The 19,766-nt window shown below is 71.5% G+C and carries 19 protein-coding genes and 1 pseudogene; 8 read left to right on the forward strand and 12 right to left on the reverse strand.

Features of this window, described 5'->3' with window-relative positions; translation table 11 throughout:
- Positions 1-23: 23 nt before the first annotated feature.
- The gene (locus tag ACZ4UU_RS35260) at positions 24-431 is read left to right on the forward strand and encodes a CoA-binding protein (RefSeq protein WP_471907464.1); all 408 of its coding nucleotides are present in this window, start codon (positions 24-26) and stop codon (positions 429-431) included.
- Positions 432-488: 57 nt separating this feature from the next.
- Positions 489-1,718: a 4-hydroxybenzoate 3-monooxygenase gene (locus tag ACZ4UU_RS35265; protein WP_471907465.1), complete on the forward strand. Its 1,230-nt coding sequence runs from the start codon at positions 489-491 to the stop codon at positions 1,716-1,718.
- 6 nt (positions 1,719-1,724) lie between these two features.
- Here the strand turns inward: ACZ4UU_RS35265 and ACZ4UU_RS35270 are convergent, their stop codons facing one another.
- Positions 1,725-2,084: an ArsR/SmtB family transcription factor gene (locus tag ACZ4UU_RS35270; protein WP_471907466.1), complete on the reverse strand. Its 360-nt coding sequence runs from the start codon at positions 2,082-2,084 to the stop codon at positions 1,725-1,727.
- A gap of 61 nt (positions 2,085-2,145) precedes the next feature.
- Between ACZ4UU_RS35270 and ACZ4UU_RS35275 the strand changes: the two genes are divergently transcribed.
- The gene (locus ACZ4UU_RS35275; protein WP_471907467.1) at positions 2,146-3,255 is read left to right on the forward strand and encodes a cation diffusion facilitator family transporter; all 1,110 of its coding nucleotides are present in this window, start codon (positions 2,146-2,148) and stop codon (positions 3,253-3,255) included.
- A gap of 6 nt (positions 3,256-3,261) precedes the next feature.
- Here ACZ4UU_RS35275 and ACZ4UU_RS35280 read toward each other — a convergent pair whose 3' ends face one another.
- Positions 3,262-3,819, reverse strand: a complete 558-nt coding sequence (locus tag ACZ4UU_RS35280; protein ID WP_471907468.1) for a YbaK/EbsC family protein — start codon at positions 3,817-3,819, stop codon at positions 3,262-3,264.
- A gap of 43 nt (positions 3,820-3,862) precedes the next feature.
- On the reverse strand, positions 3,863-4,435 hold the full coding sequence (locus ACZ4UU_RS35285; RefSeq protein WP_471907469.1) for an XRE family transcriptional regulator: 573 nt from the start codon (positions 4,433-4,435) through the stop codon (positions 3,863-3,865).
- Positions 4,436-4,539: 104 nt separating this feature from the next.
- Between ACZ4UU_RS35285 and ACZ4UU_RS35290 the strand changes: the two are divergent.
- Positions 4,540-5,395: pseudogene (locus tag ACZ4UU_RS35290) on the forward strand (EamA family transporter).
- 1 nt (position 5,396) lies between these two features.
- Here ACZ4UU_RS35290 and ACZ4UU_RS35295 read toward each other — a convergent pair.
- Positions 5,397-6,194 (reverse strand): acyltransferase, encoded by a 798-nt coding sequence (locus ACZ4UU_RS35295; protein WP_471907470.1) that lies wholly within the window; start codon positions 6,192-6,194, stop codon positions 5,397-5,399.
- 110 nt (positions 6,195-6,304) lie between these two features.
- Here ACZ4UU_RS35295 and ACZ4UU_RS35300 point away from each other — a divergent pair, with 110 nt between their 5' ends.
- Positions 6,305-6,835 carry a gamma carbonic anhydrase family protein gene (locus ACZ4UU_RS35300; RefSeq protein ID WP_471907471.1) on the forward strand — a complete coding sequence of 177 codons (531 nt, stop codon included), beginning with the start codon at positions 6,305-6,307 and terminating at the stop codon, positions 6,833-6,835.
- A gap of 74 nt (positions 6,836-6,909) precedes the next feature.
- On the opposite strand, the gene ACZ4UU_RS35305 is transcribed toward ACZ4UU_RS35300, so the two are convergent.
- From ACZ4UU_RS35305 to ACZ4UU_RS35315, 3 genes are all read right to left on the reverse strand, one after another.
- The gene (locus tag ACZ4UU_RS35305) at positions 6,910-7,554 is read right to left on the reverse strand and encodes a DedA family protein (protein WP_471907472.1); all 645 of its coding nucleotides are present in this window, start codon (positions 7,552-7,554) and stop codon (positions 6,910-6,912) included.
- Between the two features lie 73 nt (positions 7,555-7,627).
- The gene (locus ACZ4UU_RS35310) at positions 7,628-9,184 is read right to left on the reverse strand and encodes a carboxylesterase/lipase family protein (RefSeq protein WP_471907473.1); all 1,557 of its coding nucleotides are present in this window, start codon (positions 9,182-9,184) and stop codon (positions 7,628-7,630) included.
- Positions 9,185-9,369: 185 nt separating this feature from the next.
- Positions 9,370-11,019, reverse strand: coding sequence for a ricin-type beta-trefoil lectin domain protein (locus tag ACZ4UU_RS35315; protein WP_471907544.1), 1,650 nt, complete (start codon positions 11,017-11,019; stop codon positions 9,370-9,372).
- A gap of 562 nt (positions 11,020-11,581) precedes the next feature.
- Between ACZ4UU_RS35315 and galU the strand changes: the two genes are divergently transcribed.
- On the forward strand, positions 11,582-12,550 hold the full coding sequence (gene galU, locus ACZ4UU_RS35320) for a UTP--glucose-1-phosphate uridylyltransferase GalU (protein ID WP_471907474.1): 969 nt from the start codon (positions 11,582-11,584) through the stop codon (positions 12,548-12,550).
- 80 nt (positions 12,551-12,630) lie between these two features.
- Here galU and ACZ4UU_RS35325 read toward each other — a convergent pair whose 3' ends face one another.
- Positions 12,631-13,068, reverse strand: coding sequence for a DUF4442 domain-containing protein (locus ACZ4UU_RS35325; RefSeq protein ID WP_471907545.1), 438 nt, complete (start codon positions 13,066-13,068; stop codon positions 12,631-12,633).
- Positions 13,069-13,223: 155 nt separating this feature from the next.
- Between ACZ4UU_RS35325 and ACZ4UU_RS35330 the strand changes: the two genes are divergently transcribed.
- The gene (locus ACZ4UU_RS35330) at positions 13,224-14,525 is read left to right on the forward strand and encodes an MFS transporter (protein WP_471907475.1); all 1,302 of its coding nucleotides are present in this window, start codon (positions 13,224-13,226) and stop codon (positions 14,523-14,525) included.
- 64 nt (positions 14,526-14,589) lie between these two features.
- Here the strand turns inward: ACZ4UU_RS35330 and ACZ4UU_RS35335 are convergent, their stop codons facing one another.
- From ACZ4UU_RS35335 to ACZ4UU_RS35345, 3 genes are all read right to left on the reverse strand, one after another.
- Positions 14,590-15,435: a spermidine synthase gene (locus ACZ4UU_RS35335; protein ID WP_471907476.1), complete on the reverse strand. Its 846-nt coding sequence runs from the start codon at positions 15,433-15,435 to the stop codon at positions 14,590-14,592.
- Positions 15,436-15,555: 120 nt separating this feature from the next.
- Positions 15,556-16,725: an elongation factor Tu gene (gene tuf, locus ACZ4UU_RS35340; RefSeq protein ID WP_471907477.1), complete on the reverse strand. Its 1,170-nt coding sequence runs from the start codon at positions 16,723-16,725 to the stop codon at positions 15,556-15,558.
- A gap of 267 nt (positions 16,726-16,992) precedes the next feature.
- A complete protein-coding gene (locus tag ACZ4UU_RS35345) occupies positions 16,993-17,715 on the reverse strand; it encodes a DNA alkylation repair protein (protein ID WP_471907478.1) in 723 nt (240 codons plus the stop codon).
- Between the two features lie 49 nt (positions 17,716-17,764).
- Between ACZ4UU_RS35345 and ACZ4UU_RS35350 the strand changes: the two genes are divergently transcribed.
- On the forward strand, positions 17,765-18,541 hold the full coding sequence (locus ACZ4UU_RS35350) for a TVP38/TMEM64 family protein (RefSeq protein WP_471907479.1): 777 nt from the start codon (positions 17,765-17,767) through the stop codon (positions 18,539-18,541).
- 30 nt (positions 18,542-18,571) lie between these two features.
- On the opposite strand, the gene ACZ4UU_RS35355 is transcribed toward ACZ4UU_RS35350, so the two are convergent.
- Entirely contained in the window at positions 18,572-19,741 is a 1,170-nt protein-coding gene (locus ACZ4UU_RS35355) for a thiolase family protein (RefSeq protein WP_471907480.1), read from the reverse strand.
- Positions 19,742-19,766 lie beyond the last annotated feature (25 nt).

Consider the following 19,766-nt stretch of genomic DNA (forward strand, 5'->3'; position numbering starts at 1 on the left):
AGGCGAGCACTGGGAGGCCGAGGGTGTACGGCGACGAGGCAGCGGTCCGCAGGATCCTCACCGAACTGGGCGACACCTGGGCCGTCGTGGGCCTGTCGTCGAACCAGCGGCGGGCGGCGTACGGAGTCGCCGAGGTGCTCCAGCGCTACGGCAAGCGCGTCGTGCCGGTCCACCCGAAGGCGGAGACGGTCCACGGCGAGCAGGGCTACGCCTCCCTGGCGGACATCCCCTTCGACGTGGACGTGGTCGACGTCTTCGTGAACAGCGACCTCGCCGGCCCGGTCGTCGACGAGGCGGTCGCCAAGGGCGCCAAGGCGGTCTGGTTCCAGCTGGGCGTCATCGACGAGGCGGCGTACGACCGCGCCCGCGCGGCCGGTCTGGAGATGGTGATGGACCGCTGCCCGGCGATCGAGATACCGCGCCTCGGCTAGGCCGGCCCCCGAGCCGGAGCCCTCCCCTCCCCGCATCGGCCGCCCCATAATGCTCGGGTGACCTCCACCTCCACCTCCCCCCACCCCAACTCCGGCTCCTCGCAGCGCTTTCCGGTCGTAGTCGTGGGCGCCGGCCCGGCCGGCCTCACCGTCGGCAACATCCTGCGGGCGGCCTCCGTCGACTGCCTGGTCCTGGAGACCGAGACCCGGCACTTCATCGAGCAGCGGCCGCGGGCCGGGGTGCTGGAGGAGTGGGCCGTACGCGGACTTCAGCGGCGGGGCCTCGCGGACACCTTGCTGGAGCGGGCGCAGCGGCACACGGAGTGCGAGTTCCGGTTCGCCGGTGAGCGGTACCGGTTCGAGTACGCGCAGCTCACGGGCGTTCATCACTGGGTCTATCCGCAGCAGTTGCTGGTGACGGACCTGGTGCGGGAGTACGCGGACGTGCGCGGCGGGGCCATACGTTTCGGCGTGCGTGACGTGGAGCTGCACGACCTCGACACCGGCCGTCCCTCGGTCTCGTACACCTGCCCGGAGACGGGTCGACGGGAGGTCGTGCACTGCGACTTCGTCGCCGGCTGCGACGGGGCGCGCGGGGTGACACGCACCGCGCTGCCCGCCGACCGCGCCCACATCTCCCGCAGTGACTACGGCATCGGCTGGCTGGCGCTGCTGGCGGAGGCGCCGCCGTCCTCCGACTGCGTCCTGTTCGGCATGCATCCGAACGGGTTCGCCGGGCACATGCCGCGCAGCGCCGACGTGACCCGCTACTACCTGGAGTGCCCGCCCGGCGACGACCCGGAGAACTGGTCGCGGGACAGGGTCTGGACGGAGCTGCAGCAGCGGCTCGGGGCCAACGGCGTGCCACCGTTGACGGAGGGCCGGCTGATCGAGAAGCGCGTCCTCGACATGCACAACTACGTCGTCGAGCCCATGGTGTTCGGCCGTCTCTTCCTGGCCGGTGACGCCGCCCATCTCACCGCCCCCATCGCCGCCAAGGGCATGAACCTCGCCCTGCACGACGCCTTCCAGCTCGGCGACGGACTCGTCGCCCACCTCACGAAGGGGGACGACACCGGTCTGGACGGCTACTCGGCGGCCTGTCTGGGCCGGGTGTGGGACTACCAGGAGTTCTCCCACTGGCTGTCCGAGGTCTACCACGGCACGTCCTCGGGTGACCCGTACCGCGCGGGCACCACCCTCGCCCGGCTCCGCCGTATCTTCGGCTCACCGACGGCCGCGCTGGCCTTCGCGGAGCAGTACCTGGGCAAGAATGCCGAGTACTGAGCCAGGTCAGTCGTGCAGGGGCCGGTCGCTGAGCCGGTGGTCCGCCACGTTCAGCGCCTCGTCGACCAGCCGGCGCAGATGGCCGTCGCGCAGGGCGTAGACCACCCGGCGGCCCTCTTTCCGGGTGGTCACCAGACCCGCGAGACGCAGTCGGGCCAGATGCTGGCTGACGGCGGGACGGGCCGCGCCGCATGCCTCCGTGAGCGTCGTGACGTCGGCCTCCCCCGCCGTGAGGGCATGCAGCAGCGTGAGCCGGGTGCGGTCGCCGAGCAGGGCGAGGACCTCGGCGGCGAGCGCGAACTGTTCCTCGCCCGGGGTGCGCGGGTGCGCATCGTTGGCAGCTGATAGGTGCATGCGTGCGCTCATACGCACATAATGGCGTCGTGGGCGGCACGCGTCCACTCCCGCGCACCGGAAGGGGACCACCGTGAGCGACCGGCACGAGCACGCGCACCACCACGGGCACGGGCACCGTCACGCCCACGACCACCCCCACCCCCACCCCGATCCCCATCCGCACCGGCATCCGCACCCTCACTCCCACGCCCCCACCGGCCTCCGCCACCGCCTCTCCCACCTCCTCAAACCCCACTCCCACGAAACCGCCGACAAGCTCGACTCCGCCCTGGAGTCCTCGGCCCGTGGCATGCGCGCCCTGTGGGTCTCCCTGGCCGTGCTCGGCCTGACGGCGCTCGCGCAGGCGGTCGTGGTGGTCGCCTCCGGGTCGGTGGCGTTGCTCGGCGACACGGTGCACAACACCGCCGACGCGCTGACCGCAGTACCGCTGGGGATCGCTTTCGTGCTGGGCAGGCGCGCCGCGACACGGCGCTTCACCTATGGCTACGGACGAGCCGAGGACCTCGCGGGCATCGTCATCGTGCTGACGATCGCCGCGTCCGCGGCCTTCGCGGCGTGGACGGCCCTCGACCGGCTCCTGGACCCGCGCCCCGTGCAGCAGATCCCGGCCGTGGCCGTGGCCGCGCTGGTCGGGTTCGCGGGCAACGAGTGGGTGGCCCGGTACCGGATCCGGGTCGGCCGTGCGATCGGCTCGGCCGCACTCGTCGCGGACGGCCTGCACGCCCGTACGGACGGATTCACCTCACTGGCCGTGCTGTTGAGCGCCGGCGGGGCGGCGCTCGGGTGGCAACTGGCGGACCCGATCGTGGGGTTGGCGATCACGGCGGCCATCGCGCTGGTGCTGCGGGACGCGGCGCGCGAGGTGTTCCGACGCGTGCTGGACGCCGTGGATCCGGCCCTCGTGGACCGGGCCGAGCGGGCGCTCCGGGAGGTCGCGGGGGTGCGTGAGGTGGGCGAGCTGCGGATGCGTTGGATCGGTCACCGGCTGCGCGCCGAGGTGGCGGTCGTGGTGGACGGGGAGGCGACGGTACGGCAGGCGCACGCCATCGCCGTCGACGCCGAACACGCCCTGCTGCACGCGGTCCCCCGGCTCACCGCGGCGCTGGTGCACGCCGATCCGGCACCGGTACCCGGCGAGGCGGATCCGCATCTCGCCCTGGCCCACCACGCCACGGCCTGAACAGGCTCAGGCGACGCCCAGCCCCTCCAGCACGACGGCCCCCGGCAGTTCCGCGAACGCCTTCCCCGGCACCAGCAGCTTGCCGCGCCTGCGTCCGCTGCCGACCAGCACGTACGGCAGGTCGACGACGGCCGAGTCCACCAGCACCGGCCAGCCGTCGGGCAGTCCGATCGGGGTGATGCCGCCGTACTCCATGCCGGTCTCGCCGGTCGCCGTGTCCATCGAGGCGAAGGACGCCTTGCGGGCGCCGAGTTGGCGGCGCACGACGCCGTTCACGTCGACCCGGGTGGTGGAGAGCACGATGCACGCGGCGAGCGTGGTCTCGCCGCCGCGCCTGCCGGCGACGACCACGCAGTTCGCGGACTGTTCGAGCAGTTCCTGTCCGTAGTTCTCGACGAAGACCGCGGTGTCGGCCCACCGCGGATCGGTCTCGACGTAGACGATCTGCTCGGCGGGGACGCTGCCGCGCCAGCCGCGTACGGCGTCGGCGACCGGGCGGGTGAGTTCGTCGAGGCAGTCCGGGGCGGGGGTGGCGTGGTCGAAGCGCCCGATGGGTGCGTCCATGAGCGCACGCTAACAGGACGGCCGGGACCGCGACCCGGGCATCTCAGTGCGCGAGCGGCACCGAAACCGTCAGGGTCATCTCCATCGGGACGTCGCCCTCATTGGCGTAGGTGTGCGGGGCGTTGGCCTCGAAGGTGACGCTGGAGCCGGACGGAACGCGGTACTCCACGCCCTCGACGGTCAGGGTCAGTTCGCCGGCCGTGACGTGGGCGATCTCGACGGTGCCGACGGGGTGCGGGTCGGATCCGCTGCTCTCGCCCGGCATCAGCTTCCAGCCCCACATCTCCAGCGGGCCGGGTGCCTCCGTGCCCGCGAGGAGCTTGCTGTAGCTGCCCGCGTCCGTGTGCCACAGCCGGACCACCTGCTCGGGCGGGACGACGCGCACCTTGGGACCCTGCTCGTAGTCGAGGAGGGTCGTGATGCTGACGCCGAGCGCGTCGCCGATCTTGACGACGGTGCCGAGGCTCGGGTTCGTGCGGGCCTGCTCGATCTGGATGAGCATGCCGCGGCTGACCCCGGCACGCGCGGCGAGCGTGTCCAGGGTGAAGCCGCGCTCGGTGCGCCAGCGCTTGACGTTGCGCGCCAGGGACTGGGTCAACAGGTCGAGGTCCGACACATTCCGTCCTTGCGGAGTCCAATATTCTGGATGACAGGGTTCACTTAGCTGCACTACCGTGAGGTGCACCCCATCGTGCACCGAACTGTACTGCGAGGCACCCCGTGACAGCACTCTTCGCCCTGGCCACCAGCCTGCTGTGGGGGCTGGCCGACTTCGGCGGCGGACTGCTGACCCGACGCACGCCGGCGCTCACGGTGGTCGTCGTCTCGCAGGCCATCGCGGCGGCCGTACTCGGCGCGATCGTGGTGGCCACGGGCGGCTGGAGCGAGGCCGGACCGCAACTGTGGTTCGCGGTCGCCGCCGGCGTGGTCGGCCCGGTCGCCCTGCTCTGCTTCTACAAGGCGCTCGCGCTGGGCCCCATGGGCGTGGTCTCCCCGCTCGGCACCGTGGGCGTCGCCGTCCCCGTCGGCGTGGGGCTCTTCCTGGGCGAGCGGCCCGGCCTTGTGCAGGTCGCGGGTATCGCCGTCGCCGTGCTGGGCGTCGTCCTCGCGGGCGGACCGCAGCTGCGGGGCGCACCCGTGCAGCGGCAGGCCATCACTGACCCTGGTGGCGGCCTTCGGGTTCGGCACGGTGTTCGCGCTGATCGCGGAGGCGTCGTCCACCCTCACCGGCCTGTTCCTGGCGCTCTTCGTACAGCGTGTGGTCAACGTGCTGGCCGGCGGTCTCGCGCTGTACGCCTCGGTGCGGCGCGGCGGCACCGCCCTGCCGGACGGCACCTTCCCCTGGCGCTCGCTGCCGGCGCTCGCCTTCGTCGGGCTGGCCGACGTCGCGGCGAACGGCACCTATGTGGTCGCCGCCCAGCACGGCCCGGTCACGGTGGCCGCCGTACTCGCGTCGCTCTACCCGGTGGTGACCGCTCTGGCCGCGCGGGGCTTCCTGCGGGAACGGCTGCAGGCGGTGCAGGCGGCGGGCGCGGGGCTCGCGCTGCTGGGCACGCTGCTGCTGGCGACCGGCTGACTCAGGACTCCACTTCCAGTTCGGCGAGGTCGGCGGCCGCCTTCTCGTCCAGCTCCGCCAGCTTCGCCACCGTCTCCTCGTCCAGCTCGGCCAGCGCCTGGAGCTGGTCCGGGGTGATCCCGTCGGGTATGGGCACCGGCGCGGGCGTCCTGAGCGGCGGTTGCCAGCCCTCGTCGGCCGTCCAGCGCCGTACGACCCGGGCGGGTGCCCCCGCCACGACCGCGTGGTCGGGCACCGTGCCCCGGACCACCGCTCCTGCCGCCACCACGACGTTCCGCCCGATCCGCGCGCCCGGCAGGATCACGGCCCCGGTGCCGATCCAGCACCCGGGGCCGATCTCGACCGGCTCCATCCGTGGCCATTGCTTGCCGATGGGCTCGTGCGGGTCGTCGTACGAGTGGTTCGTGGACGTCACATAGACGTACGGCCCGAAGTAGCAGTCGCTGCCGATGGTGACCGTCGTGTCGGCGATGACATGGCTGCCGCGGCCCAGCACGACCCCGTCTCCTATGCGCAGGATCGGCTCCGGGCCGAGGTCGAGGTCGGGCATGAGTCCGGCCGTCAGCGTCACCTGCTCGCCGACGATGCAGTGCGAGCCGAGGTGGATCCAGGGTTCGCCGAAGACGGTGCCGAGCGGGAAGGCCAGCCGGGTGGCTTCGCCGATCGAGCCGAAACGGAAGCGGCCCGGGCTGTCGGCCGTCACCGAACCCGTGCGCTGCACCCAGGCCCAGCCCGCGTGGACGGCGCGCTGCGCCAGCCGGCGTCGCCAGGATGAGAACGTGTTCTTGCGCTTGGGCACGGGGTCACCGTACTGAGCGTGCGGCGCCCTTATGAGGTCGAGGGGCTGTGATCTTCGCCCTACCGGGTGCCGGTAGCGTTCCGGTGTACCTCGGACGACAGGAGACGGTGATGACGCACAAGCCTCTGATCAAGGGCATCGGCGGGAGGGAGCCGAAGATCGACGGGGAGGCTTTCGTGGCGCCCACGTCCGTGGTGATCGGGGACGTGACGCTGGGGGCGGGTGCGAGCGTCTGGTACGGGGCGGTGGTGCGGGGGGACGTGGAGCGGATCTCCGTCGGTGCGCGGTCCAACGTCCAGGACAACTGCACGCTGCATGCCGATCCCGGGTTTCCGGTGAGCATCGGGGAGCGGGTGTCGGTGGGGCACAACGCCGTCGTGCACGGGGCGACCGTCGGGGACGACTGTCTGATCGGGATGGGGGCGACCGTGCTGAACGGTGCGGTGATCGGGGCCGGGTCCTTGGTCGCCGCGCAGGCGCTGGTGCCGCAGGGGATGCAGGTGCCGCCTGGGTCGCTGGTGGCGGGGGTGCCGGCGAAGGTGAAGCGGGAGCTCAGTGCCGAAGAGCGTGAGGGCGTCACGCTCAATGGAACTCTCTATGCCGAGTTGGCCAAGGCGCACCGGGGAGAGCACGGGGCGTAGCGGTGGTATGCGGGGTGCGGGTTGCGTGTGGCTGGTCGCGCGGTTCCCCGCGCCCCTGAAGGCAGAGGGGCGTTTCAGTCGCCCGCGGGTACGGGTTCTGGCTCCTGGTGTGCCGTCTGAACCTTCTTCGCCTTGCGCTTGATGATCAGCATCGACGTCAGGCCGATCAGGACCGCTGCGACGAGGCCCAGCCAGGAGAAGCGCTTCAGCCAGGACTCGGCGACCACGCCCACGTAGTAGATGACCGCGGTCGTGCCGCCCGCCCAGAGGATGCCGCCGAAGACGTTGGCGATCAGGAACTTCCAGTACGGCATCCGCAGGACGCCCGCGAGGGGGCCGGCGAAGATGCGCAGGAGGGCGACGAAGCGGCCGAAGAAGACGGCCCACATGCCCCACTTCTGGAAGGACCGCTCGGCGGTGGCGATGTGGCCCTCGCTGAAGTGCTTGGGGAATTTCTTGCCCAGCCAGGCCAGCAGGGGGCGGCCGCCCTTGCGGCCGATGGCGTAGCCGATCGAGTCGCCGATGATCGCGCCCGCGCTGGCGCAGGCACCCAGCACGAAGGGGTCGATGTCACCGTGCTGTGAGGCGAGCAGCGCCGAGGAGACCAGGATGATCTCGCCGGGCAGCGGAATCCCCAGGCTCTCCAGCCCGATGACCACGCCGACCAGCAGATAGATGGCGAGCGGGGGCACCGTTTCGAGCCATTCCTGGACGTGCAACGCCGCTTCCTCTCACTGTCCTGCACCCTGTGTTCCCGGCGCACGCTCGGCTGCGAGCGTGCGCCGGGGAAGCCTACCCGTTCTGATTGACGGTCTCGGTGTCCCACAGGTTGCACTGATGCTCACGGTGCGCAGTGGTGCTCAGCACATTTCCGTGGGCGGACGCGGTGCGCAGGGTCAGTACCGTCCCGGGCCGGGCGGGCATCGCGGGCTGTCCGGCGGCATGGGGCACCCCGTCCCGGACGAAGGAGCCCCAGTACTGGACCATCTGCCGGGACAGCGTCCGCTGCTCGGCGTTCAGGGGGGACTTCAGGCCGAAGTGCTTGAAGAGGTACTGGAGCTCGTTGACGTGGGTCGCACCGAAGTCGAAGTCCGTCCCCAGGTCGCGCAGGGAGGCGAAGGGCGGCGAGGTGCGGTCGGCGAACTCGTACGCGTAGACCTTGCCGCGTCCGGCGAGCGTGCCGTCGAGGCGGAGGGCCGGGCAGGCGAAGAGCTGGTCGCCCTGGGCGGTGGCGTACGCCATGGTCGGCGACGGGTAGGACGGGAGGGGGTAGCGCGCGAGCACCTCGTCGCCGAAGTCCCTCCGCATGACCGTCGGGTACTGGTCGGCTGTGAGCGGGGTGCCGTTCCCGTCGAACCGGCCGAAGGCGAACAGCCGGCCCTCGTCCTGGTTGGCCCCGTTCATGACCGGCACCCCGGCCGCGGCCCCGCGTTCGAACGCGTCCTTCGGCTGCCGGGGAAGGAAGGCTCCACCGGCCACCGGCGCCCAGTCGAAGCCGTTCTGCGCGGCCAGGATCTCGGCGGCCGGCTTGGCGCGCAGACAGGCCAGGTCGGCGCAGCCGAGCTGCTTGGCGAAGGCGGCGCCCTGGGACACCGCTGTCTCGTGCGCACGGGCACCGCAGTCGCCGTACGCCCCGCTCTGGATGATCCCGGCCCGGAACAGCCCCTTCGCTGTCGGCGAGGCCAGCTGGGTGCAGACCGAGCGGCCGCCCGCGGATTCGCCCGCGACGGTCACGCGGCCCGGGTCGCCGCCGAAGCGGCCGATGTTGGCCCGCACCCAGCGCAGGGCGGCCTGCTGGTCGAGCATGCCGAAGTTGCCGGAGACCCCGTCGCGCGCCTCGCCGTCGAGCGCGGCCGTGGCGAGGAAGCCCATCGCGCCGAGTCGGTAGTTGACGGTCACGACGACGGTGCCGGTCCGCCTCGCGAAGGTGTCGGGAACGATGTCCTGCCCGGCCCCGGCGGTGAGCCCCCCGCCGTGCAGCCAGACCAGGACCGCGCGTCGGGCGGCGCCCTCGGGGGCGTACACATTGAGGTCGAGGCAGTCCTCGGTGTGGCTCGGCTGCTCATAGCCGGGGTCCCAACTAGCTCCCTGCACACACTTGTTGCCGAAGTCCCTCGCCTCACGGACTCCTTGCCAGGGCCGGGCGGGGCGCGGCTCCTTGAAACGGAGCTCTCCGACGGGTGGCTCGGCGTAGGGGATGCCGAGGAACTGGTGTCCCTCGGCGGTGGTTTCACCTCGTACCCAGCCCGCGGTGGTGCGGACGACCGGGTCGTCGGCGGCCTGCGCGGGGACGGGGGCGAGGAGCGCGGCCGCCAGGGCCAGCAGTGCGACGGACATACGACGTTTCACGGGTCCACCTCCGCGTTCGTGAGCATGGGACACCAGTGGCGCGGCGGGAAAACTATGAACGTCAGTGACTCGTGTCAATGAGGTGAACGAGAAACGGCTGAATGCCGTCAGAGGTCGAACGGGGTGAGGGCGCCCCGGCGGATGGCTCTGTCGGGGCGCCCCTCACCAGTCGGGCAACGCCCTGGCTAGGGGTGGGCGGCGCCGAGCATCGCCTTGGCGGTGCCTACGACGACCCTGGAGGCGGTGGCCGGCAGCTCGGCCGGGAGGGCCACCGCGGCATCGACGGGGGCGTTGGGTTCGGCTTCGGCACCCGAGTGGGAGCCGGAGTCGGAATCGGATTCGTGCTGGACGTACCGCGTCTCGTACTGCGGCTGCGGGTCCTCCTGCGGCACGGCCGGCTCGGTCTGCGGAGGTTCGGAGACGTCGTCGTCCGGTGTCCCTCGCTCCGGTACCGCGGGCACGGCACCCTTGCCCTCGGGCGGCTGCTCCCCGTGCGGTGCCTTCTCCTGGAGCTCCTTCTGTGGTCTCGTCTCCGGCACGTCCGCCGGCCCGCCGTCGAGCATCCAGCGCTGCGCCTGTGATCCGTCCCGCTCATCGACCACCACGCTCGTGTCCTTGCCGGACGCGACCGCGAGGCTTTCGGACCCGCGCGGCAGGAGTTCGCCATGGACGGTGAGGTCGTAGCGCACCTCGCCGGCGTGCGCGAGGCAGTTCGCCACGACGACGGTGCGCTCGTCGGCGTCGGAGTCGAGGCAGAGCGTGGGGTCGGCTGCGCTGCGCAGCAGGCCGTTGTCCCGGTACGACCACTGCTGGGACACGGCGGACGAGCACTGCGCCAGTTCGGCCCGGACGCCGGCGCGGATCTCACCGTCGCGCAGGTCCAGGCACAGGCCGCGGTCGAGGTTGCGGAGCCTGCCCTGGGCGAGCTCGACAGGCTCCTCGGCCGAGGCGGCCGACGGTGATCCGCCGGAGGGGGGCGGGGGCACCGTGCCCGGGTGTACGGTCCTGCCGCTGGGCACGCCCCAGGTGGCGTGCGCGTCGGGGACGCCGTTCTCCTCGGTCCAGCCCTTGGCGGTGAGGACGGTGACGAGCAGGGCGAGGGCGCTCACTCCGACCCCCACGGCGACGGCCTTGGCACGTCCGCGTGGCAGGTCGAGCCGCTCGGGGCGGTGCCGTCCGCCGCGTCGCCGACGGTCGCACGCCGTCGAGCCCGAGCCGCCCCGGCCGGGCCGGGAGTCGAGATAGCGCCGGGCGCCCCAGCCGAGCACGGTTTCGGCGAGCAGCACTTCCAGGCCACTCTCGAAATGGCTGAGCTGCTCGGCGGCGTGACGGCAGTAGCGGCATGACGACAGATGCTGCTGGACATCGGGGAGCAGGGCGCCGCCCCGGCGAATGGGGACGTCGAGGAGGCGGTTGTAGTAGCGGCATTCGCGGGTGGGCGCGAGTTCGCGGTGGGCGCGGACACAGCCCGTGCGGAATTGCTCGCGAGCGCCTTCCAGCGCCGCCGAAGCGGTGGTCGCATCCACCCCCAGCAGACCAGCGGGTATGGTTATCGGTTCGGCCTCGACCTCGGCATGCCAGAGGAGACATTGCGAGGCTCCCGGCAGCGCCCGGAATGCGCGCTCGGCGATTTGCCGTCTTTCGGGCGTCACGGACCGCGCGGCCCTCAGTCCACGCCCTCCGGTCGGTTTGCCGAGTTCCGGCAGCAGGGCGGAAATACCGTCGTCGGCCGCCCACTCCTTCACCAGATCCCGTACTGCGGCGAGGAGTTGGGGGCGCAGCGCACCGCCGGCGGGCCGGCCGAGCACGCGATGGAATGCGGCGGCGGCCACCATGGCGGCCGAACTCTCCGTGGAGACCAGGCAGATGGCGGCGTAGTCGTAGGTGGCACGCCAGTGGCGGGCCATCAGCAGGGCGAGGGCACGGGCGTTCGCGTCGGCTTTGCCCAGGCTCGCGACGAGATCGCGGTCGGACTCTCCGGGGCTCACCCCGGGCCGTGGCGGGTACGGCGGTCGTGGGGGGTAAGGGGATTGCACTGAACCATTTCCTTCCCAGCCGCAGGACGGCAAGCGGAATGCGCGTCCTTCGGAAAGCAGGGTGCTTGATTGGTGCATACCTAGGCCGCGTCGGATGTGGACCGGCTATCGGGTCGCTCACTTTCGCACAAGCGACGCACAGGAAACAAGAAGTTCGAGTGACCGACGTTCAAAAAGCGAGGAATTCAGAAAAGTTACCGGCGGTATCCGTACCGGCATTCGAAAGTGTCGTCGAGGCAAGCGCCAAGTTGTGTGCAGGCAAAGACGGTTGGTCCACGGAATCTTCAACTCCGCATGTCGCACAGCAGGCTCCGAGGTTTCTCTCGGCGTCCTCTCATCCCCGTGCTCCACCATGAGCCGCATGATCGTCCCCCACACGACACACCCATCGGATTCCACCCCCGAAGGCGCCCGCACGGTCCGCACCGTCCGCAAGGCGGTCGTCCCGGCCGCGGGCCTCGGCACCCGCTTCCTGCCCGCGACGAAAGCGACACCCAAGGAGATGCTGCCGGTCGTCGACAAGCCGGCCATCCAGTACGTCGTGGAGGAGGCCGCCGCGGCCGGTCTCGACGACGTACTGATGATCACCGGCCGGCACAAGCGGGCCATCGAGGACCACTTCGACCATGCCTTCGAGCTGGAGCAGGCACTGGCGGCCAAGGGCGACTCCGTGCGGCTGGACGCGGTGCGGGACCCGGCCCGGCTCGCCGACATCCACCACATCCGCCAGGGCGACCCGCTCGGCCTCGGCCACGCGGTGCTGTGCGCCCGCCATCACGTCGGCGACCAGCCGTTCGCCGTCCTCCTGGGTGACGACCTCATCGACCCGCGCGAGACCCTGCTCAGCCGGATGCTGGAGGTCCGCGACCGCCACGAGGGCACCGTGATCGCCCTGATGGAGGTCCCGCCGGAGCAGATCCACCTCTATGGCTGCGCGGCCGTCGAGGCGTCGAACGAAGACGGCGTCGTCCGGGTCACCGGCCTCGTGGAGAAGCCGTCGCGCGAGGACGCGCCGAGCCACTACGCGGTCATCGGCCGCTACGTCCTCGACCCGGCCGTCTTCGGCATCCTGGACCGCACCCCACCCGGGCGCGGCGGCGAGATCCAGCTGACCGACACCCTTCACGAACTCGCGGCGGGCGGAACGGTCCACGGAGTCGTGTTCGACGGGCTGCGTTACGACACCGGGGACAAGGCGGACTACCTGCGCACGGTGGTGCGGCTGGCGTGCGACCGGGCGGACCTGGGGCCGGAGTTCGTGGCCTGGCTGCGGGAGTTCGTGGCGGGGCTAGAGGACAACGGGAACGGGCGGAAGCGGCTCGCCGCCTGAGCGCTCACGGCACGAAACGGGCACAGGGGCCCCGCATGGGCCCCTGCTCACCTCGGTTTGGTCGGCTCGGTACGGTCGGCTCAGCCGTTCGGACGCAGGGTCCAGACGACGGTCATCTCACCGGTGACGGCCCCGTCCGCGCGCTGGATCTCGATGGCCACCGGAAACTCGGGCCGCTCCCCAGCGTCCAGCTGGGCGACCACCTCGGCGGCCGGGCGGCCCAGCGTGGCGGTGGCCGTGACGGCGCCCATGGCGAGCTTCTTGTAGGAGATCTCGGCGCTGACGGCGAGCGGCACGGCGCGCGAGAGCTGGTCGCCGAACGCGGCCAGCACGATCGCGCCACTGGCGGACTCGCCGAGCGTGAACATCGCGCCGGCGTGCGGCCCGCCCACGTGGTTGTGGTACTCGCTCTGGTCCGGCAGGGCCACCACGGCCTTGTCCGGCGCGGTCTCCAGGAACTGGAGGTTGAGGGTCCGGGCCATCGGCACGGTGGCGGCGAGCATCTCGCCTATGGACATCTGGTCTGCGCTCATGGCGGTCATGTTACCCACGAGTAGGGACGAGGAGCAGGGCCCTGTGACGAGCGTCGTATCGCTCGGTCCGGAATGCGGCATCGACGGGGTGACCTGCAATTCACTTGGCAAATCGAGAGCCGGGCGGCGATAGTCGGCCGGTGACTCCCGCCGCCGACCTCCTGCGTCCTTCCCGCCGTCCCTCCTGGGCGGGCCGCAACTACAGCCTGCTGACCGCCTCCGCGTTCGTCACCAACCTCGGCAGTCACGGTGCGCTGATCGCCGCGGCGTTCGCGGTGCTGGAGACGGGCGGTGACGGCGGTGACGTGGGGCTCGTGGCCGCGTCCCGCACCCTGCCGCTGGTGCTCTTCCTACTGATCGGCGGCGCCGTCGCGGACCGCCTCCCACGGCACCGCGTGATGGTCGCGGCCAACGCCCTCAACTGCCTCTCGCAGGCCGCCTTCGCCGTGCTCGTCCTGACCGGGGAGGCCCGGCTGTGGCAGATGATGCTGCTGACGGCCCTCGGCGGAACAGGCCAGGCGTTCTTCAGCCCGGCCGCCGAGGGGATGCTGCTGTCGTCGGTCCAGGGGGAGCAGGCCAGCCGGGCGTTCGCCGTGTTCCGGATGGCGATGCAGGGGGCGGCGGTCGGCGGCGCCGCGCTCGGCGGTGCCATGGTGGCCGCGATCGGGCCCGGCTGGGTGCTGGCGGCGGACGCGGCGGCGTTCGCGGTCGCCGGCTCGCTGCGGGCCTTCCTCGACGTGAGTCATATTCCGGCGCGCGCGCCGGGCGGCGGCATGCTCGCCGATCTACGGGAGGGCTGGCGGGAGTTCGCGGGGCGGCCGTGGCTGTGGGGCGTCGTCGTCCAGTTCTCGATCGCCAACGCGGTCGTCGCGGCGGCCGACGCGGTCTACGGCCCCCTCGTCGCCCGGGACCACCTGGGCGGGGCGGGTCCCTGGGGCCTGGCCCTGGGTTTCTTCGGGGCGGGCACGGTCGCCGGCGCCCTGCTCATGACCCGCTGGAAGCCACGCCGCCTGCTCCTCGCCGGCACCCTGTGCGTCTTCCCCCTGGCCCTCCCGTCAGCGGCCCTCGCCGTACCGGTACCGGTCACCGCCCTGTGCGCGGTCATGTTCCTGACCGGCGTGACCCTGGAGGTCTTCGGTGTCTCCTGGATGACCGCACTCCATCAGGAGATACCGGAGGACAAGCTCTCCCGGGTCGCCGCGTACGACTGGTTCGGCTCGGTCGCCCTGGTCCCCCTGGCAACCGCCCTGGCCGGCCCCGCTGAGTCGGCCTTCGGCCGCACACCCGCCCTCTGGGGCTGCGCCGTGGTCGTCGTCCTCGTCACTGCGGCGGTCCTGTGCGTACCGGACGTACGGAACCTACGGCGCCGTACGAAGCCGGTGACGGCCGGAAGCCGACACGACTCAACCGAAGCCGAAAGCCCCGTCGGCGGGCCCGGCTGACAGCACCCCGCACACGAAACCCACACCGCCGCGCCGAACCGACGACCACCGAACCCGACGCGACTCAGCCGATGCTGAAAGCCCCGTCGGGAGGCTCCGGTGACGGTACGGCGTCGTCGTCCTGGACCGGCGGCGCGTCCGCGATGAACTGCCGTAGGGCGAGCCCCTGTTCCACGCGGGCCGGGAAGGCGTCGGAGGCGGTGAGCCGGGAGAGGGAGGCGGTGTCGAGGGGGCGGTGCGCGGCGACGAGTACGGCGTTGCCGAAGCGGCGGCCGCGCAGTACGCCCGGTTCGGCGATCAGTACCAGTTCCTCGAACAGCGTGGCGTAGGTGGCGAGCTGGGAGCGCAGGAAGGCGAAGGGCGCGGCGTCGGCGAGGTTCGCCAGATAGACGCCGCTTCGCCGCAGCACCCGCTCGGCCTGCTGGGCGTATCCCACCGACGTCAGGTGCGCGGGCACCCGGGAACCGCCGAAGACATCGGCGACGAGCACGTCGGCCGAGTCGTCCGGGGCCGACTCCAGCCAGGCTCGCGCGTCCCCGGCGTGCAGTTGGATGCCGGCCCCGTCCGGAACCGGCAGATGCTCCACGACCAGCTCCAGCAGCCCCCGGTCGGCCTCGACGACGTCCTGCCGCGAACCGGGCCGGGTGGCCGCCAGATAGCGGGGCAGGGTGAGCGCCCCACCCCCGAGATGCAGCACGTCCAGCGCCCGCCCGGGCTCGGCGACGGTGTCCAGGACATGCCCGAGGCGGCGCGCGTACTCGAACTCCAGGTACTCCGGTTCGTCGAGGTCGACGTACGACTGAGGCGCCCCGTCGACGGTGAGCAGCCATGCCCGCCTGCGATCGACATCCGGCATCAGCTTGGCGGTGCCGTAGTCGACGGACCGGGTCACAGGTATGGGCTCACTCACCGTCCCATTGTGCCGGTGGAATTTCTGACCGGCGCCCGCGGAGACGCGCCCCACAGGGGCGCGGGGAACTGCGCGACCAGCCACAACCGGACCCGCAGTCCCCCACGAACCGCAACACCCTCACACCACGGCAGTCACGGTCCCCGCTCCGACGGTCCTGCCACCCTCACGAATGGCGAACCCGAGCCCCGGCTCCAAGGGCACCTCACGTCCCAGCTCAACGGTCATCGTGACCGTCTCCCCGGGCCGCGCGACCCCCACCTCACCGAGGTCGATGTCCCCGACCACATCCGCCGTACGAATGTAGAACTGCGGCCGATACCCCGTGGCGACCGGCGTCGTACGCCCGCCCTCACGAGCCGAGAGCACATACACCTGCGCCGAGAACCGACGGCGAGGCACCACACTGCCCGGCACGACCACGACATGCCCCCGCCGGACGGCGTCCCGCGGAACCCCGCGCAGCAACAGCGCCACGTTGTCCCCGGCCTGCGCCTCGTCCATCGGCTTGCCGAACGTCTCCAGGCCGGTGACAACGGTCTCCAGCCCGGCCCCGAGCACTTCGACCCGGTCGCCCACCTTCACGGTGCCCCGCTCCACGGCCCCGGTGACGACCGTCCCCCGGCCGGTGATGGTGAGCACGTTCTCGACGGGCAGCAGGAACGGCGCGTCCACATACCGCTCCGGCATCGGAACGTACGTGTCCACGGCGTCCAGCAGCGCCTCGACCGACGCGGTCCACTTCGGGTCGCCCTCCAGCGCCCTCAGTCCCGACACCCGTACGACGGGCGCGGCGTCGCCGCCGTAGCCGTGCTCGGTGAGCAGGTCGCGGACCTCCAGCTCGACGAGGTCGATGAGCTCCTCGTCGCCCGCGTCGGCCTTGTTGAGGGCGACGACGATGTGGTCGACGCCCACCTGCCGCGCGAGCAGCACGTGTTCGGCGGTCTGCGGCATGATCCCGTCGAGCGCGGAGACGACGAGGATCGCCCCGTCGAGCTGCGCGGCCCCGGTGACCATGTTCTTGACGTAGTCGGCGTGACCGGGCATGTCGACGTGCGCGTAGTGGCGGGTGTCGGTCTCGTACTCGACGTGCGCGATGTTGATGGTGATGCCGCGCGCGGCCTCCTCCGGCGCCCGGTCGATCCGGTCGAACGGCACGAAGGTGCCGGCGCCGCGCTCGGCGAGGACCTTGGTGATGGCGGCGGTCAACGTGGTCTTGCCGTGGTCGACATGACCCATCGTGCCGATGTTCAGATGCGGTTTGGTGCGCACGTATGCCGTCTTGGACATGGCTGTACCTCGAAGTCTCTGCGTAAAGGATCTCCGCGCGGGAGATGGGGACCCCAAGGACCTGCCGACCCTCCCCCTCGGGGGTCCGCCGGACTGTCCGGGGAGGGTCAGCTTCGGGCGCCGTCGACAGCGGCCAGGAAGACGGGAACGGCAGCCTTCGGCGCATCCGCGACTGCGGATGCTGCGAGGAGGAAGGCGTGCCGGAACATGACGTCGATCATCGTCGACGCTTTGCCCGGCGTCGAATGGTTTTCGCGGTACGGGACTTCAGGCGCCGACGTTCTTCAGCGCCTCCCGCACCGACAGCGGCGCGAACCTCCCCCGCTCCCGCGCCAGGAAGTCCCGTACGCCGTCCGGGTCGGTCTTGGCGTACTCGCGCAGGGCCCAGCCGATGGCCTTGCGGATGAAGAAGTCGGTGTGCCCGGACTGGCGCAGACAGTAGGCGAAGAGGCGCCGGGAGTCGGTGTGTTCCTTGTAACGCAGCTGGTGGAGCAGGGCGGTGCGGGCGACCCACAGGTCGTCGTCGACGATCCAGGCGTCCATGTCCGCGCTGAGGGTCGGGTCGGCGGCGACGAGTCCGCCGACGACGTGGGCGGCGAGCAGGTCGACGGTGTCCCACCAGGAGACGGTGGTGATCAGCTGCCGGGTCACCGGGAGGAAGCCGGACGAGCAGCGCCCCACGTGCCGGCGCAGATAGTCGACGGCGAAGTAGTGGTACTCGCGCTCGGGCAGCTGCCAGCAGCGCAGGGCGACGGCGGTGCAGTCGGTCTCGTCGGGGCGGGGGGTGCCCTGGAGGACGGTGCGGGAGAGGGCGCGGCGCTCGGGTGTGGGGATGCCGAGGAACGGGGCGATGTCCTTCATGTACGCCTGCGCGGCGACGGCCCGTTCCGGGTCCGCGGCGGCCGAGTAGGTGGCGGTGAGCCGCTCCAGGACCGTGTCGGCCAGAACACTGCGCGGAACTTCTGCTGTTCCCGCACCTGTGACGGTCATGAGACGAACCATACGGCGATCACACATCTTTCTCGGTTACTGTCGCCGAATGCTCGACGATGCCACCACCCGCTCTGGGGGCACCGCCACGGCTCCTCCCCGGGCCGCCGCCACGGAGCTCACGGTCCCCGTCCCCGTACCCGTGCCCGCGGGATTCGCCGCGCGCTGCACGAGAACGCTGCTCTCGCCGTGGTCGCGGCTGTCCCTGCTCGCGGTCCTGCTCGCGGCGGCCGCGTCGTCCGTGCTGCTCTTCGAGCCGCAGAAGCTCCTGACGAACGGCTGGCCGCCCCAGGTCGAGGGCTCGGCCGCGGTGGTGCTGTTCGCGGTGGCGTACGGCCTGGTCACGGTGGCCTTCGTGCCGCGACCGCTGCTCAACCTTGCGGCGGGCGCGCTCTTCGGCACCGAGTGGGGCATCGGCGCGGCTCTGGCGGGCACGGTGCTGGGCGCCGGGATCGCCTTCGGGCTGGGCCGGCTGCTGGGCCAGGAGGCGCTGCGTCCGCTGCTGCGCGGCCGGTGGCTGAAGGCTGCGGACGGCCAGCTCAGCAGGCACGGTTTCCGTTCGATGCTGGCGGTGCGGCTGTTTCCCGGTGTGCCGTTCTGGGCGTCGAACTACTGCGCCGCCGTCTCCCGGATGGGCTACGTCCCGTTCCTGCTCGCGACGGCGCTCGGATCGATCCCGAACACCGCCGCCTACGTCGTCGCCGGTGCCCGTGCTTCCGCGCCGACGTCGCCCGCCTTCCTGATCGCGCTGGCCTGCATCGCCGTACCGGCGCTGGCGGGCGTGGTGGTGGCGTGGCGGAAGCGGCACCATCTGCGCGACCGCTGAACCGTTTCGCCACCCTCTGCCTCCCTCCGGCTACACCGTCTCCAGGATCATCGCGTTGGCGAGGCCGCCCGCTTCGCACATCGTCTGCAGCGCATAGCGTGCGCCGCGCTCGCGCATCGCGTGCACGAGGGTCGTCGTCAGACGGGTGCCGCTGGCGCCGAGCGGGTGGCCGATCGCTATCGCGCCGCCGTGCACGTTGACCTTGTCGAGGTCGGCCCCGGTCTCCTGCCGCCAGGCCAGGACGACGCTGGAGAAGGCCTCGTTGACCTCGAAGAGGTCGATGTCGCCGAGGGACAGGCCCGCCCGGCGCAGCACCTTCTCCGTCGCCGGGATCACACCGGTGAGCATGAGGACCGGGTCGGAGCCGGTGACGGCGAAGCTGTGCAGCCGGGCGAGGGGGCGCAGGCCGAGGCGGGCGGCGGTCTCGCCGGACGTGATGAGGACGGCGGAGGCGCCGTCGTTGATCGGGCTGGCGTTGCCCGCGGTCACGTTCCACTCGATCTGCGGGAAGCGCTCGGCGAAGGCCGGGTCGTGGTAGGCGGGCTTGAGCCCGGCGAGGATTTCGGTGGTGCTGCCCGGCCGTACGCACTCGTCGCGGGAGAGGCCCTCCAGCGGGGCGATCTCGGCGTCGAACAGGCCCTTCTCCCAGGCGGCCGCCGCCTTGCGGTGCGAGGAGACGGCGAACTCGTCCATCTGCTCGCGGGTGATCGACCACTTGGCGGCGATGAGCTCGGCACTGATCCCCTGCGGGACGAGCCCCTCCGGATAGCGCTCGGCGACCCCGGGACCGAAGGGGTCCTTGCCGGGCGGCACGTTCGACCACATCGGCACCCGGCTCATCGACTCGACGCCACAGGCGACGACCAGGTCGTACGCGCCCGAGATGACGCCCTGGGCGGCGAAGTGCACGGCCTGCTGGGAGGAGCCGCACTGGCGGTCCACGGTGGTCGCCGGGACGGTCTCCGGGAAGCCCGCGGACAGGGCGGCGTAGCGGGTGGTGTTCATGGCCTGCTCGCCGACCTGGTCGACGGTGCCGCCGATGACGTCGTCGATCAGCGCCGGGTCGACGCCTGAGCGTTCGACGAGGGTGCGCAGGGTGTGGGCGAGGAGCTCGACGGGGTGGACGTGCGCCAGGGAGCCGTTCGGCTTGCCCTTCCCGATGGGGGTGCGTACGGCTTCGACGATGACTGCGTCACGCATGGTGCGGGCCTCCCGATTACCAGTG

It is taken from the genome of Streptomyces sp. NPDC028907 (genome assembly GCF_055564995.1).

What these genes read in the sequence shown, in the direction of transcription:
- ACZ4UU_RS35280 (WP_471907468.1), bottom strand. Translation starts at nt 3,819, where the DNA reads ATGGACGCACCCATCGGGCGCTTCGACCACGCCACCCCCGCCCCGGAC.
- ACZ4UU_RS35270 (WP_471907466.1), bottom strand. Translation starts at nt 2,084, where the DNA reads ATGAGCGCACGCATGCACCTATCAGCTGCCAACGATGCGCACCCGCGC.
- ACZ4UU_RS35315 (WP_471907544.1), bottom strand. Translation starts at nt 11,019, where the DNA reads ATGGTGGCCGCCGCCGCATTCCATCGCGTGCTCGGCCGGCCCGCCGGC.
- ACZ4UU_RS35345 (WP_471907478.1), bottom strand. Translation starts at nt 17,715, where the DNA reads ATGACCGTCACAGGTGCGGGAACAGCAGAAGTTCCGCGCAGTGTTCTG.
- galU (WP_471907474.1), top strand. Translation starts at nt 11,582, where the DNA reads ATGATCGTCCCCCACACGACACACCCATCGGATTCCACCCCCGAAGGC.
- ACZ4UU_RS35325 (WP_471907545.1), bottom strand. Translation starts at nt 13,068, where the DNA reads ATGTCCATAGGCGAGATGCTCGCCGCCACCGTGCCGATGGCCCGGACC.
- ACZ4UU_RS35300 (WP_471907471.1), top strand. Translation starts at nt 6,305, where the DNA reads ATGACGCACAAGCCTCTGATCAAGGGCATCGGCGGGAGGGAGCCGAAG.
- tuf (WP_471907477.1), bottom strand. Translation starts at nt 16,725, where the DNA reads ATGTCCAAGACGGCATACGTGCGCACCAAACCGCATCTGAACATCGGC.
- ACZ4UU_RS35355 (WP_471907480.1), bottom strand. Translation starts at nt 19,741, where the DNA reads ATGCGTGACGCAGTCATCGTCGAAGCCGTACGCACCCCCATCGGGAAG.
- ACZ4UU_RS35350 (WP_471907479.1), top strand. Translation starts at nt 17,765, where the DNA reads ATGCTCGACGATGCCACCACCCGCTCTGGGGGCACCGCCACGGCTCCT.